Below are 14,424 nucleotides of genomic sequence, written 5' to 3'. Positions count from 1 at the left end.
ATTTGTACAGTATTATCATAATATGATTTAATCCGGGCTTTAACACCCACTTCTTGAGCACTTTCATTGATTGTAGGAACATCAATAATCTTTACGTCTAATTGTATTTGATCACTACTTGTTACTTCTATCGTTTGATTGTCGAGTAGAGCATCTTTGCTATTAGTTAAGAAAGCAAATAAATCAGGGTTACTAGTATCCATATTAGTACAAGCGCTAACTATCAGCAAACTCATATCTAGTCTTACTTCACCAATCTTAATACCATCCCTGTACTCTTCACACTTAATGGCGTAGGCAAAAGTCCCAGTGGATGCGGCATCTATCGTTAGAACACCATCCACACTGTTAAAATTGATATCACTTGAACTACCAAATACATTATCATTATCAAACCCATCGCGCCAAACTACTTCAGGGTAAGGGCCTGGATTAGGATTTATTGGAATAGCATTTTCTGTATCTACAGTAGAATAGGGCGTTACCAATGAATAAACCAAACTATCTCCATCTTGGTCTGTTGCACTCACATCGACTTGAAACTCTAAATCAACACAGCCAAAAACCTCAGAAGGCGTGGTAAACTTAGGTGAAGAATTTTGGTAAACGATTGAAGGAATCTCGCAATAAGCCGTAAACCCTGATGAAATGCCTCCAGAATTTGGATCTTCACTAAAGATATTATTTAGGGAATATTGCCTGCAACACCTCTCCCAAGAAAGATAAAAACCTTGTTCGTCATTAAAAGATTGATATTCTAGAGTAATTGACCTTTTGTAGGTGATCACTCTATACTGAAGTAGATTATCATTACATGAAAGGTTATTCTCAATAGGTATATCAGAAGCAAGAGGTATTTGATAACTCCCCAGAAGTTCGTTGGTTGTTTTTGAAAATATACTCACCAAAACTTCTGAATCAATAGCCTGCTGTGCACCATTAATTTCATCAAAATATGTTGTCAGGATAATTTCATAGATATTATCATTGACATGCTCAACCCTTAAATCTCCTCCAACAAGATGGGATGCAGAAGAATGTGATGTAGTTAATGCACAACAAGCTAATAGCAATAATCTCAATGCTGATTTAAGCATATCTAATCACTTAAGGCTTGTATTTGTTATATACATCAAGTGCTTCTAGCATCTTCACTCTATTGCCGGCTGAAAAATTATCATTTTCAATTTCTGAAAGAACAAGCATACTTGCAGCATTATCTTTTAAATCTTCTTTTAGGTTTTCGAGATTCATTAGTTTGAAACTCTCTCCAGCTTTCTGATAATAATAGGCAAACTCACCCACACCAACAGCATTGTCTCCACCAAACATGCCTTCATAGCCATTGCCATCAGGTTTGTTTTGTGTTCTTCTGCCTGAATAGGCACAGACCTTGTCCCCTTCTACTCTTCTTAAATACATCGATGGACCAGGTTCAGACTTCAGATAGTAATCATCTTTATCAATAAAGTACTTGACGTCTTTATACTTGTACCTGTCTCGTTTTACCTGAAAATAACTACGGTCATCGTTGTGCTTTAGCACATTAGTTTTAATTACTTCACCGTTTTCGAGACCTAACTCATACTTGTATTTCTTTTGAGCGAATAATTGAATGTTAATTGCTGAAATTAAAAAAAATGAATAAACTAACTTTTTCATGAATACAGATTTTGATTGAAAGATTATTTATACCCATTATACCCCACTCCCAACTCATAAATTTTTTTAAAACCAGCTTCTTTGAGCTGTTTCATTGCTTTGGCACTTCTTCCCCCAGCAGCGCAATAGATTGCCAATGGCTTATTTTTATCCAGTTCAGTACTACATGTAGTTAAGAAATCTGCCGATTGAAAATCTATATTAACTGCGCCATTAATATAACCCCTGGAATATTCGGCTGGAGTTCGCACATCTACCAGTTGCACTTTATCATCTTTGATTAACTGATTAAATTCCTCTAAACCAAGCCGCCTGGCTACTGCCATCTCTTTAGTAGAATCAGCGTCATCCTGGGCTGGTTTTGTGGTACACGATAGAATTGTAAGTGCAATAAGTACTAGGTTCTTAATCATTATTTAGTTCATTTGATCCTGAGCACGCTGCTCCTGAATAACTCTATTACGTAAAGTTGACGAATATTGGCGAGCATCTTTATTACCATATGTAACATATGCCTTCTGGGCCCACTCCTGCGCCAAATCCATTTCGCCCAACACTTCATAGGCAATGGCGACATTGTAAGCTAATTTACCCGCTTCTTTATCTGCCGATCCACTAATTCCACTTTCCCACATATCTGCAGCTTCCTGCCATTTGCCTACATCCGCTAAGCGTGATCCTCTTTCCAGCTCCGGGGCTTTTTTAGATTTCCCAAAAAACGTACGTGATATCCTAATTGGCATCGGTGCAATTTTAAAGGCGTAATCCCTGCCAGCTTGTCGACCTAAGTATCGTGTGGCATCACCTTTTGAAATTAAAGCGGCTAGTGCCTCCTTTTTTGATGCTCCTGCTGCAGTCCAGGTATTGGTTTCTCTAATAAGCTGCTGATCTACAATGCTTCTAGCCGCTGGATCATATAATCGAATTCCAATACTTAAATTACCTACACCTTCAGCATAAAATTCATCCACTTCAACTTCTCGTTTATTCTCACCTTCGCCAACGGTTTTCTTTACTTTTCTTACTCCATCTGTAATGATAAAGTCAGAATCAAAGATTTCTAGTGCTACCAACGCTTCTGAAGAATACTGATCACACATCTGTTTTACTTTAACCCACGGAATCTGATCAGGAAATGCAGCTGTTATACTATTCCCATCCAATCTTTGTTCCGCAATCCGTGTAGAGAATCTTGGCGAATAGGATAATTGAGTTTGAAAGGCATTCATCATTTCTTGTGCTCCGGCTTTATCTTCTCCGGGTAATTCGCCAGTTAATACGCCTTCGAGTATATTTATCGCATCCTTCTCAAACTTGGACCGGTCTACTATCAGCAGGCTATTAATATAACTCGGAAAAGTAATTTCTGCTGGCCGCATGGAGTTCATGGTAACTGTACGGGTTCCTGAACATCCAAATCCAACAAAAATGGCAAATAGTAAGAATCTGGTAGGTTTCATAGGTATAGAGTATAATTAAAACATAAGTTACTAAAAATTATGATTCCCCCTATTTCAAAATCCAAGCCAAGTTCTTATTCTTTTTTGAATAAAATAGGCTTCTTTACGTTTCTAAGCTTTGAGATACTATACAATCATATTAATTTTTGCTATAAGCCTGTTTGCAGGCTGCAATAGTAACAAATACACTGTTGTGAAGCATGTGAAGCCTGTTAACTACAACAGGTCATATAATCGTAAAAAAGATAAACGTAAGAAACGCGTCAAGTATGTTCGGGTAAAGATTTTGAAAAAATCGGCAGAAGTTAAACCTGCCAAGGAGAAAAGTGTTAAAAAGAAGAAGTCAGTACAATCTGATTCATTAGCCACCGATGAACTAGCAGCGCCAGTAAATGAAACAGACAGCACAGGATCATTTTAATAATGCCATTGCACTTTGCAGAAATAAGCAGTTTGAAGAGGCTATCATACAATTCAATAAAGCCATTGATCTTCAGCCCAAACAAACTGATTTTTTGTATAACCGAGGCAAAGCTTATCTCAAACTTAGACAGTTATACGAAGCTCTAACCGACTTCAATGCTATTATTGAAATAGAACCTAACAACCCTTATTACTTAAGCGAACGAGCGGTTGTTTTCCATCTGAATGGTGATAATAAATCTGCGCTGGCGGATCTGGACCAAGCGGCAGAATTAGAGCCCAATAAACCTTACAGATATTCCAGCAGAGCGTATATTAAGGAAAAGGCTGGTGATATTAAGGGTGCCATCGCTGATTACGAACGCTGTATTCAACTGGATCCCCAAGATGCCATTGCCTATAATAACAAAGGACTTGCCGAAGAAAAATTAGGTTACATTGATAAGTCCAAAAAAAGCTTTAAAACTGCTGACGACCTGGACTCTAACAAAGATGTTAATCCAATTGCGGCAAGTGAAACAAAAGAAACCGCATCAGAAAATGATGGTAAAAGTACTTTTTCTGCCAAAGACTATATTACCACAATAAAATCTTTAGTAGCTGATAAAAGCGAAAGAGATTCTTTTGGAAAGTTTCTGAAAGGTCTATTTCAAAAGCATTGAAACCGCTACTAACAGTTGTACTTCCGGTATATAATGCAGGAAAAACCATTAGAAAAGCTATTTCCAGCATTTTAAACCAAACATTTAAGGAATTTGAGCTAATAATAATTAATGATGGAAGCACTGATGACACTCTAAGCGCCATTCGATCATTTAATGATGATAGAATCAGGCTATATAGTACGCCAAACCGAGGTGTAGCTAAGGCGGCCAATTTTGCCATGAAACTTGCTCAAACAAACTTAATAGCAAGAATGGATGCTGATGATGAGGCTTTGCTTGATCGGCTTCAACTTCAATATGGGTATTTACAGCACAATACGGATGTTGAAGTAGTTTCTGGATTAGTTCAATATGGAGGCAATCGATTGAAAAACCTAGGTTATGCCTTGCATGTGGATCGCATTAATGAGTTAATAACACATGAGCAGATGTTTAACAGAAGGTTTGAAGATTTGCCTGTTGCTAATCCATCTGTCATGTTCTGCAAGTCACTCATCGAGAAATTTGGTGGCTATAATGAAATGAATGTGCCCGAAGATTATGAGTTATTTTTACGATGGATGAGTATGGGCGTAAAGTTTTCTAAATTAAATCATAACTTACTGATTTGGAATGACTTAGAAACGAGAATCACAAGAACTCATTCAGATTATTCTGAAGCCAATTTTGATCAAACCAAGGCATTGTATCTGACAAACTATCTAAAAAACACCTACAAAACTATTCCTGAATTGTGGGTTTGGGGTGCCGGAAGAAAGGTAAACAGTAAAGTAAAATTGTTGCGAAACTTAGGATTAAGGATTACGCTGAATATCGATGTAAAACAGCAAGAAACCCGAGGTAACGTTATGCACTACTCACAAATTAAGTCACCCGGCAATTACATTATTCTATCCTATGTAAAGGACAGAAAAGGCAAGCAAGAGATTATCAACTACTTAAATAGTAGGGGTTTTGAAGAGGGTAAAAATTATTTTCTTATGAATTAAGACCTTTTATTAGTGCCTCAACATTTCTTTTCATTAATATCTGCAATGAGTCTACTTGTCTCAAATGTGCCGTTATTACAGTTCCATAAATTGAGGAAAGGAATAAATAAGAAAGCTCTTTGGTATCCCTTGTATTTTTTATTTCACTTAGAAATACTGCCTCTAGTAAGTACTTTTCAAGCATTTGTGGTAGTGATAATAATTCGTAATTATTAATATTTTCTACTGATGTAAAAAGTAATTGCCTTTCAATGGGCTTTAATGGAAAAGGTGCAGGAGGCCTGCTTAATGATGTAAGATAACTGACCAAACTAAGAATTAGCCCCGGATGTTTATCATATGCAACGGACATTGCATCAAATAGTGCCCTAACCCGCGCCAGCCCTTCCTTCTTTTTTTGAGTAATGTGTACGATATTTTCGAGGCACCAAACGCGTTGATAGTAAAGTAAAATATCCTCCTTTTGAGGAAAGTATTTGAAAAACGTGACTTTAGATATTTTAACTTTTTCGCAAATTTGATCAACATACAAATCCTTAAAGGCTTTTTTGCCTATTAATTCAAGCGTAGCCTTTAGTATTTGCACTTTTAAGACGGCAGATTTTTTTTCTCTAACTCCTACTTCCATGAGTAAAAACTTTACTCAGGTAAGTTATGCTTTTAAATGATAAAAGTATAACCAGTTTGGATAGAAAACTTACAGAGGGCAACTATTTGTTAATTTTTCACTATAGTGAATTCTACTCTTCTATTTAAGATTCTCGTTTGAGGGTTTTCATTATCTGCTATTGGTCTGCTACCGCCATAGCCTTTACCGCTTATGCGTTTTTTTGAAATTCCCTTTTTAACTAGATAGTCTTTTACGGCTTCTACTCTTTCTTTAGACAATTTTATGTTGTACTTCTCAATACCTCGATTATCTGTATGACCCTCAAGCCTGATTTCCACCTTTGGGTTATCTCGCATAAAATCTACCACCAAATTTAGTTCAGCAAAAGAGCTTTCTAAAAACTCAGCTCGGGATTGTTTAAACAATACATCTTTCAGATTTACAGTGGCACCAACATGAATGGGCTGTAAATAGAAATTCATTTCAAAGGACTTAATCTCATCACTCTGTAACTCAAGTGTTTCCTGATGACTGACATATCCAGGTGCATCTACCCTCACCCGATAATTTCCAATGGCTTCAATTTTTAATGCATAACTCCCCATGTGAGAATTAACTGAAGCAATGCTTTCATCATTCATTGATTTTAGAGTAATCTTAGTTTCTATGGCATTCTTATTTTCAGAATTATAAGTATTACCATAAAGGGTAATAAATCGGCTATCAAATACTGGTTTTTTCTCTTTGATAACTACAGGATCCACAACCTTCAATGTGTCAGTTTGTACTTCTTCCTGGTCGTCCAGATTAGGATCAATAAACGCTTTAATATCCCCGTAACCATCGCTGTCGGTGGTGGATGTGTACAAATACATAGGCACGTACATTCGTAAACCCAGCTCTCTTCCATCGCTGTTCAATAAAATCAACGGGAGTGGATCGGACCAATTAAGCCAGCTATCATCCAATCTCTCGGCAATATAAAAGTCTGTTCCAGTACCCGTGCCATTCGTAGCGAAATATAGCATTTTACTGTCATCAGAGAGTGAAGGTGAAAACTCCTGAAATTTGGTATTAATGGTACTTCCAAGGTTTTTGGGTTCAGACCAATTACCATTACCCTTATTAAAACATACGTAAATATCCTCACCGCCTTTAGTACCATAACTTTCAAGTGAAAAAACTGCCGTGCTTGCATCTGCAGTAATGTACCCACCATGAATCTTAGAAGAAGTTGTGAAGTATGGTATTGTATAGTTTTCCGGTATTGACCAACCACCGGTAGTCTTAATAGCTCTGGATATTCCAAAAGTTTTGGTGGTTCCACCTGATTGAGAATAGTGGTTATACAAGTATATTACATCACTGCCTCCTACAAATCCTAATACGCCATTCCAATTTGCATTATTAAGAGCTGTTGCATTTTGAGGAGTAGACCATTGGCCATCAGGCTGTATGAGACTGTACCAAATATCTCCGGGATCTGCTTCACCACCAACATTTTCAGGATGGTTGGCCCGTGTGAAATATAATGTTCTACCATCTGGCGATAACACAGGGTTTTGCTCGTCATAAATTGAGTTAACCTTGTCAAATATGTCTAAAGGCTGTGCAACTAAAGAGCCTGATACTAACACTAGCGATGAAAGCAGTATGCTTTTGAACATTACAGAGAAAATTCTGAGAGTTATAATTTTAAAATGAGTAAGGGTTTATCACTTGTATGAGACAATATCTTGGTTATACTTTTACTAAAAATACTTTCTACGATATTTCTTTTTCTTTTAAAGGCTACAAGCAGATCGGCATTTTCAGAGCGCATATATTCTAATAGCCCTTTACCAACATCATCGTATTCCCGGTTGGCAAATGAGATTTTGTTGTATTGAATGAAGCTTTTTAACTCTTTGGTAAATCGTTCATATTCAGCATCTTCATTGTCACTATTTACGTGCACAACGTTTATGCGTGCATCAAACATTGTGGCAAAAGAAATTACCTCTTGAATGGCCACCCTGTCTTCTTCCAAAAAATCTGAGCCGTATACTATTTTTTTAAATTTTGTGAATGATGCACCTGAAGGAATACATAACACGGGTTTTTTAACCTCTTCAATAACATCTTCGGTATTGCTACCAAAGTAAATCCCGGAACGCTTACTCACACCGGTTGTACCCATTACGATTAAGTCATATTTTTCACCTTGAGCAGTTTCATTCACTTTTTCTGTAAGTTCGCCCAGCTCCAAATAGAAATCACACTTCTCCAATCCATCCTTCACTGCGTCTTCGTTGATGGCATTGGTTAATTGTGTTAGTTTGTTTTTAGCCATTCCAAGTAACTCTTTGAATGACTTACCTTTGGCTGTAACTCCAATTACTTTATTAAAATCCTCTTCTGTAAAAACGTGCAGCAACGTCACCTTTGAATGGAATTTCTTACCAATTTCAACGGCAAATTCTATCGCATTCAACGATGTATCAGAAAAGTCTACCGGGCAAAGTATTTTATTCATTACTGCAAATATAAATTTAACGTTAACATAAACGTAATATCTCCATCATTCACTTACTTATCCATTGATTATTTTTTGAAGTAAACCGCCATAAAAGTTCTGCATCTTCACCGGCATAATCCACTCCTATTCGTTTACTGGCTTCAATTACAGTTTGATGACCAATTTCCTCTACCCATATCTGGTCACCGGTTAGATCAACCTTATCATGCTTAAGCGTTATGCCCAGAGCTTTGGTAAGCTTTCCTGGCCCTGAAGTTATTTTTTTCTTTAATTCGATACCTCCAGTTGGTTCTACCGCCCTAATTAACACACCTTCAGGAAACCCTTTTTCATTAGTTACAATATTGAATAAGCTGTGAATACCGTAACAAAGATACACATACGCTATACCTCCCTTTTCAAAGAGAGTGGACGTACGTTTTGTGTTTTTATAATTATAAGCATGGCAAGCTTTCTCTTTGTAAGAATAGGCCTCTGTTTCTACAATCACACCTGATTTAATTATTCCATCAATACTTACGCACAATTGCTTACCAATTAGTGCTTGTGCCACTTCTACGACATTGTCGGATAAATAAAATGACTTATTTAGTTTCAATCGATTGTAGTTAACAAAATTTTGACAATTTCGTATCGAAATTCGTAAGAACTAAAAACAAATTCAACCATGAGAAAAACATTAACAATTTTATTAGCAGTTATCACTTGCTATGCTACACAAGCACAAATAGAAATTCCTCAGCCTAGCCCTGCAGGTTCTGTTTATAGCAAAGTAGGCTTAACTGATGTGACTATTGATTACGCTAGGCCGAAAGTAAAAGGGCGTAAAATTTTCGGTGAAGGATCTGATTTTCTTCAACCATATGGTCAGGTTTGGCGATCAGGCGCCAATGCCGGGTCTATCTTAAAGCTAAGTACGGATGTAAAAATTGCAGGTACTGATGTAAAAGCAGGTGAATACCTGATTTTTACTGTTCCTGGTAAAGATGAATGGAAATTTATGCTTTATTCTGATGTATCATTAGGCGGGAATGTTGCTGCTTATGATAAAGAAAAAGAAGTACTTAGCACAACTGTGAAGCCAATGATGTTAAGCACACCTGTTGAAACTTTGACTTTCAATATCTCAGATATCAGCGAAGACAATGCTTCAGCAAACATCCAATTATCATGGGCCAACGTTTCCATTAAAGTACCTATGACTGTTGACTTTGATGAAACAGTGATGAAATCGATTGAAGCTAACACGAAGGTAAATCCGGGTAATTATGTAGCTGCTGCTAATTACTACCTAAATGCTGGAAAAGACTTAAATCAGGCATTAGAGTGGATGAATATGTATTTAGCTGTAGGTGAAAACTCTAAGCAATTCTGGCACCTACACACCAAAGCTCAAATTTTGGCTAAGATGGGCAATAAAAAAGAGGCAAAGGCTACTGCGGAAAAGTCTATTGAACTGGCAAAGGCATTCCCTAGTGGAGATTTTGGCTACGTTAAAAGAAATGAGGATTTAATAGCTTCTTTGAAGTAACCTAAGGTTTATGAAAATTGAAAGGCTGTCTGCTATGAAGTGGATGGCCTTTTTTCGTTTAACAACTTTTAACTTTTGCGTTAACATTCTTTAAGAAGATTCCGTGGGCTTCCCCTCCCAACCATCGTATTCTTGATTAAAAAAAAGAATATGAAAAAGATACTTTACTTACTAGCCCTCATTCCATTATTTACAAGCGCCCAAAATTTTAAAGGAAAAATCACTTATGAAGAGAATCGTAAACTAGATATTAAGCTTGATGGTGGCGGCATTGATGATGAAATTTTAAAACATCTTCCCAAAAACCAAACTGCTCAATTTGAATTACTTTTCAATCCCGAAGAAAGCTTATATAGATTAGATCAATCGAAAAAGGAAGATGAGCCGTCTGCTATTATCAATTCTCATGAAGCTCAAATTGAATTTAAAATTGATAATACGAATGCAGATAATGCTACTTATCACGATATTAAAAAAGAAAAAGTAGTTGAGAAGCGAGATTTTCTGGGACGTACCTTTTTAATTAAAGATCAGATTGAAAAACAGGCATGGAAAATAACCACTGATACAAAAGATATATTAGGTTATACCTGTCAAAAGGCTACATACACACAAGATAGCACTGAAATAACAGCGTGGTATACTACTCAAATACCATTGCCAATAGGGCCCTCTAAATATACTGGTTTGCCGGGTGCTGTGCTTGAAGTGAGTATAGATAACGGTGAGGTTACCTACACGGCTAATTCTCTTGACTTATCATCAGATTATTCAGATGAAATTATTGCGCCTAAAAAAGGCAAAGAAGTGTCCAGAGAAGAATTTAATACCATTAGAGATGAAAAACTCAAAGAAATGGAAGAAGAATTTGGTGGTGGTCATGGTGGAGGTACCAGAGTAATTATCCAGAAGCAGTAATAACATGCGATTATTATTAACTCTTTTTGGGGTATTATGCGCTGCAACAGTATTCTCACAAAATTCATCAAATATTACGGGCAAAGTAGTGGATGAATCTGGAGAACCGTTGCCGATGGCTAGTGTGGTGTTATTACAGGCCAAAGATTCAGTGATGCAATCATTCACTATAACTTCAACCAACGGTGCATTTGAATTGAAAAATGTTGCCAAGGGCAGTTATGTATTGCAGGCGGGTTTTGTGGGTTTTCAAACATTATCAGAACCACTGGATATTGATGGAGTTGAATCTGTTGACAAAGGAACACTAACTCTCAAAGAACAAACAGAAATACTTGAAGGTGTGCAAATAACTGCGGATAGAATACCGATTCTCTTTAAGGGAGACACTATTCAATACAATGCCGATGCCTTTAAAACGGGTCCCAATGCAACAGTAGAAGATTTGCTTCGAAAACTCCCCGGAATTGAGATAGATCAGAATGGTAATATTAAAGCACAAGGTGAAAAGGTGAACAAAATATTGGTAGATGGAAAGGAATTTTTTGGTGAAGACCCAAAAATAGCCACTAAAAACCTTCCTTCAGATGCATTAAAAAACGTTCAGGTTTTCGATAAAATGTCAGAGAACTCAGAATTTACAGGCATTGATGATGGTCAGCGGTCTAAAACCATTAACCTGTCTCTAAAAGATGATAAAAAGAAAGGTGTATTTGGTAAACTATCTATCGGCTATGGAACAGATGAGCGCCATAACTCAAAGGCCAGCATTAACAAGTTCAATAATAAATCACAGCTATCTTTTTTGGGTGGCATCAATAATATCAATGAACAAAATTTCTCCTTTGAGGACTACATCAACTTTTCAGGCGGAATTTCTAGCTTAATGAGCGGTGATGGGGAAATATCGATTGAGTCTGCAGACGGGGGTTTACTACAAGGTAATCAGGGTGTATCTACATCGTCAGCTGCTGGCATCAATTTTAATCATGAATTTTCTGATAAAACTGAACTCAGCTCTTCCTACTTTTTTAGTGGCATTGATAATGATTTAAGAAGTATTAGAACCCGGAATAATTTTCAGGAAACTGGCGCATTTACTTCTTATGACAGCATTGACAATCATAGTGAGGAGTATAATCATCGTTTAAATTTGAAATTAGAACATACCATTTCTGAAGGGCAGGATATCAAATGGGATGCTTCTTTAAATACCAATCGGGGAATGAACAATGGTTCGCAGCTTTCAGGAGCATTTTTAGATTCCAACACTCCTATCAACAGGTCATCCTTTAATAATACTTCTGATTTCGATGCCTTACGTTGGAACACAGGTGTATTGTATCGCAAGAAATTGCATGAAAATGGAAGAAACTTATCAGCAGGAATTAAAATTGGTAGTTCTTTAGCAAATGACGATCGATTGATAAGAACAAACACCTCTTTGTTTGACAATTCAAGCGAAACAAATGAGCAAACAAACCAATTACAACAAACTGAAAATGAGCAGCTTGATTATGATTTGAATTTCACTTTTTCTGAACCACTGGGTAAAAAGAAGTATGTGACCTTTAACTACAATCGAAAGAACTTTGATACTGATAATACATCCTTATTTTTTGATAGGGACAATAGCAACCAACTTGTTTTCAACTCACTTTTAAGCAATAGTTACAACAGAGATTTCTATTACGATCGTTTTGGCCTGAGCCTTTTGATAAGCTCAGAAAAAACAACTTTTACAATTGGTAATAACGTACAGACTTCGGTATTAAAAGGTGATTTAGCATCTGATAACCTTACAATAAAAAAGGATTTTCTGAATTACTTGCCATCGTTAAGTATGAGGCATGAGTTTGATAATTCAAAAAGCTTACGAATAAACTACACTACATCGGTAAATCAACCAACAGTGAATCAGTTAAGCCCTATTGTGAATAATACAGATCCGGTGAGAACGTATGCGGGTAACCCCGATTTAAAAACAGAGTACATTCACGATGCTTCCATTGGTTTTAACCTGTTTGATAATTTTAGTTTCACCAACTTCTTTTCAAGAATTAGCAGTCGTTTAACCACCGATAAAATTACTAACGGAGTATTATTTGATGATAACTTAAGACAGGTAATTACACCAACCAACATTAATGAAGACTGGCTCCTGGATGCATACCTATCATTTGGCACGTCAATTAAACCACTTGGTGTTAAGTTTCACACAGCATACAATAGCACGTTTAATAAAACACAGCTATTCAATAACGGCTCAAAGAATGATGTCGAGAGGTTGAATCATGCATTTGATCTAAGAGTAGAAAATCGTAAGAAAAATGCCGTTGATGTGCAAACAGGCTATAAAATTGAATGGAATACTACTCAGTTTAGAGGTGTTTCTGAGTTAAACCAGAATTATAAAAGACATATTACCTACACTGATTTAACAATCGATTTTCTGAAAACCTGGAAACTTACTTCATCTTTCGACTATATGATTTACGAAGGAGATGCATTTACTAGCGACTTAGAATTTCCATTATTAAGAGCATCGATTTCCAAGAATTTCCTTAAAAACAAAAGAGGCGAATTGTCACTGTCTGTTTTTGATATACTCGATAGAAATACGGGAATTCAACGAAACAGCAGCTTCAATTTTGTTGAGGATAGCCGCCAGAATACCGTGAGCAGATTTGTTATGCTCAGTTTCACCTACTCATTATCAGCTTTTGGCGACAAAAGTGGAATAGTGATTAAAGAAGGTGGCGGCAGATAATTATTAGTTTAGGTTACTTGTTCGTGGGCATCAGCTGCTGTAAAAGGTAGCTGATTACCACAACGAGTAAACACCCAAAAGCATTATACCATAAAAACCCCATGGTAAACAAGCCAGCAGCATCATTAATGTTCAAATAATGAACGATGCCAATTATCACCTGACTAACAATTGCAGCTATAAAAACTGCATCGGCTTTCACTGATTTTACAAAAAATGCTACAATGAATATACCCAACACAATTGGGTAAAATAGTGAACCAATGAGGTTAACTGCTTGTATTAGGTTTTCGAACAAAGAGAGATAGCTGGCAAAAATGATCGCTATAATGCCCCAAACAAGGGTGAATAATTTGGATGATCTCAAGTATTGAGAATCGCTTAAATTTTGTTTGATTTTTCGTTTATAAAAATCGATCGTAGTTGTAGAACCTAGGGCATTTAATTCTGACGATGTAGAAGACATTGCAGCAGAAAAGATTACAGCAAACAACAAGCCCACAATTCCAATGGGCAAATTATTCATCACAAAATTCATAAAGATGTAATCTTTATCATTGGTTTCTGCATCAGGTAAAGTTTCAGCGATTACCTTTTTGGCCTCATTTCTAACCTCATCAGATTTAGATTGCAATGAATTGAGCTTTTCAGCCGATTGATCAATTGCGGCCTCTTCATCAGACTGTATGGCCACTACCAACTCATCCAATGCTTGCCGTTTTTCACTGAAAACAGTTTCATATTCCTTTTCTACTTTATTGAACTTGCTTGCATTTTCAGAAGCCTGCATCTCATTTTTAATGGTGTCATTAAAAAATACAGGAGGCTGATTAAATTGATAAAAAACAAAAACCATTGCACCAATAAAGAGAATGATG

14 protein-coding genes and 1 pseudogene are annotated in these 14,424 nt (G+C 36.6%); 6 read left to right on the top strand and 9 right to left on the bottom strand.

Going from position 1 to position 14,424, the window contains the following annotated elements; genetic code table 11:
• The 4 genes and pseudogenes from RLO81_RS14660 to RLO81_RS14645 form a co-directional block, all read right to left on the bottom strand.
• Positions 1-1,097, bottom strand: a pseudogene (locus RLO81_RS14660) (hypothetical protein); the annotation flags it as partial.
• Positions 1,098-1,107: 10 nt separating this feature from the next.
• Complete coding sequence (locus tag RLO81_RS14655; RefSeq protein ID WP_350113143.1) at positions 1,108-1,662, bottom strand: hypothetical protein; 555 nt, start codon at positions 1,660-1,662, stop codon at positions 1,108-1,110.
• A gap of 23 nt (positions 1,663-1,685) precedes the next feature.
• A complete protein-coding gene (locus RLO81_RS14650; RefSeq protein ID WP_350113140.1) occupies positions 1,686-2,075 on the bottom strand; it encodes a rhodanese-like domain-containing protein in 390 nt (129 codons plus the stop codon).
• Between the two features lie 3 nt (positions 2,076-2,078).
• Entirely contained in the window at positions 2,079-3,122 is a 1,044-nt protein-coding gene (locus RLO81_RS14645; protein WP_350113137.1) for a DUF6340 family protein, read from the bottom strand.
• A 118-nt stretch (positions 3,123-3,240) separates the two neighbouring features.
• Between RLO81_RS14645 and RLO81_RS14640 the strand changes: the two genes are divergently transcribed.
• The 3 genes from RLO81_RS14640 to RLO81_RS14630 are packed head-to-tail and all read left to right on the top strand — an operon-like array spanning position 3,241 to position 5,199.
• Entirely contained in the window at positions 3,241-3,543 is a 303-nt protein-coding gene (locus RLO81_RS14640; RefSeq protein WP_350113134.1) for a hypothetical protein, read from the top strand.
• Positions 3,515-4,207 (top strand): tetratricopeptide repeat protein, encoded by a 693-nt coding sequence (locus RLO81_RS14635; protein WP_350113131.1) that lies wholly within the window; start codon positions 3,515-3,517, stop codon positions 4,205-4,207. The genes RLO81_RS14640 and RLO81_RS14635 overlap by 29 nt, the downstream gene beginning before the upstream one ends.
• Complete coding sequence (locus RLO81_RS14630) at positions 4,204-5,199, top strand: glycosyltransferase family 2 protein (RefSeq protein ID WP_350113128.1); 996 nt, start codon at positions 4,204-4,206, stop codon at positions 5,197-5,199. Before RLO81_RS14635 ends, RLO81_RS14630 begins: the two co-directional genes overlap by 4 nt.
• Here RLO81_RS14630 and RLO81_RS14625 read toward each other — a convergent pair.
• The 4 genes from RLO81_RS14625 to RLO81_RS14610 form a co-directional block, all read right to left on the bottom strand.
• A complete protein-coding gene (locus RLO81_RS14625; RefSeq protein WP_350113125.1) occupies positions 5,189-5,827 on the bottom strand; it encodes a TetR/AcrR family transcriptional regulator in 639 nt (212 codons plus the stop codon). The genes RLO81_RS14630 and RLO81_RS14625 overlap by 11 nt on opposite strands.
• 89 nt (positions 5,828-5,916) lie before the next feature.
• Positions 5,917-7,476 (bottom strand): OmpA family protein, encoded by a 1,560-nt coding sequence (locus tag RLO81_RS14620; protein ID WP_350113122.1) that lies wholly within the window; start codon positions 7,474-7,476, stop codon positions 5,917-5,919.
• 20 nt (positions 7,477-7,496) lie between these two features.
• A complete protein-coding gene (locus tag RLO81_RS14615) occupies positions 7,497-8,324 on the bottom strand; it encodes a universal stress protein (protein WP_350113119.1) in 828 nt (275 codons plus the stop codon).
• Between the two features lie 49 nt (positions 8,325-8,373).
• Positions 8,374-8,925: a DNA-3-methyladenine glycosylase gene (locus RLO81_RS14610; protein WP_350113116.1), complete on the bottom strand. Its 552-nt coding sequence runs from the start codon at positions 8,923-8,925 to the stop codon at positions 8,374-8,376.
• Between the two features lie 69 nt (positions 8,926-8,994).
• Between RLO81_RS14610 and RLO81_RS14605 the strand changes: the two genes are divergently transcribed.
• The 3 genes from RLO81_RS14605 to RLO81_RS14595 all read left to right on the top strand — a co-directional run bounded on the left by RLO81_RS14605 (position 8,995) and on the right by RLO81_RS14595 (position 13,546).
• Positions 8,995-9,858: a DUF2911 domain-containing protein gene (locus RLO81_RS14605; protein WP_350113113.1), complete on the top strand. Its 864-nt coding sequence runs from the start codon at positions 8,995-8,997 to the stop codon at positions 9,856-9,858.
• A gap of 150 nt (positions 9,859-10,008) precedes the next feature.
• Complete coding sequence (locus RLO81_RS14600) at positions 10,009-10,776, top strand: GLPGLI family protein (RefSeq protein WP_350113110.1); 768 nt, start codon at positions 10,009-10,011, stop codon at positions 10,774-10,776.
• Positions 10,777-10,780: 4 nt separating this feature from the next.
• Positions 10,781-13,546 (top strand): TonB-dependent receptor, encoded by a 2,766-nt coding sequence (locus RLO81_RS14595; protein ID WP_350113107.1) that lies wholly within the window; start codon positions 10,781-10,783, stop codon positions 13,544-13,546.
• Positions 13,547-13,559: 13 nt separating this feature from the next.
• Here RLO81_RS14595 and RLO81_RS14590 read toward each other — a convergent pair.
• Positions 13,560-14,424 (bottom strand): sodium:solute symporter family transporter (locus RLO81_RS14590; RefSeq protein WP_502880457.1); only part of this gene is annotated, 865 nt, incomplete at its 5' end.

Source organism: Fulvivirga sp. (assembly GCF_040220315.1).
Lineage (GTDB): Bacteria > Bacteroidota > Bacteroidia > Cytophagales > Cyclobacteriaceae > Fulvivirga.
Note: the sequence above shows the minus strand (reverse complement) of the source record. Positions and strands in the feature narration are given on the sequence as shown.

Coding starts and splice junctions, on each gene's coding strand:
- RLO81_RS14655 (WP_350113143.1), bottom strand. CDS start 1,662: ATGAAAAAGTTAGTTTATTCATTTTTTTTAATTTCAGCAATTAACATT.
- RLO81_RS14650 (WP_350113140.1), bottom strand. CDS start 2,075: ATGATTAAGAACCTAGTACTTATTGCACTTACAATTCTATCGTGTACC.
- RLO81_RS14645 (WP_350113137.1), bottom strand. CDS start 3,122: ATGAAACCTACCAGATTCTTACTATTTGCCATTTTTGTTGGATTTGGA.
- RLO81_RS14635 (WP_350113131.1), top strand. CDS start 3,515: ATGAAACAGACAGCACAGGATCATTTTAATAATGCCATTGCACTTTGC.
- RLO81_RS14625 (WP_350113125.1), bottom strand. CDS start 5,827: ATGGAAGTAGGAGTTAGAGAAAAAAAATCTGCCGTCTTAAAAGTGCAA.
- RLO81_RS14620 (WP_350113122.1), bottom strand. CDS start 7,476: ATGTTCAAAAGCATACTGCTTTCATCGCTAGTGTTAGTATCAGGCTCT.
- RLO81_RS14615 (WP_350113119.1), bottom strand. CDS start 8,324: ATGAATAAAATACTTTGCCCGGTAGACTTTTCTGATACATCGTTGAAT.
- RLO81_RS14605 (WP_350113113.1), top strand. CDS start 8,995: ATGAGAAAAACATTAACAATTTTATTAGCAGTTATCACTTGCTATGCT.
- RLO81_RS14600 (WP_350113110.1), top strand. CDS start 10,009: ATGAAAAAGATACTTTACTTACTAGCCCTCATTCCATTATTTACAAGC.
- RLO81_RS14595 (WP_350113107.1), top strand. CDS start 10,781: ATGCGATTATTATTAACTCTTTTTGGGGTATTATGCGCTGCAACAGTA.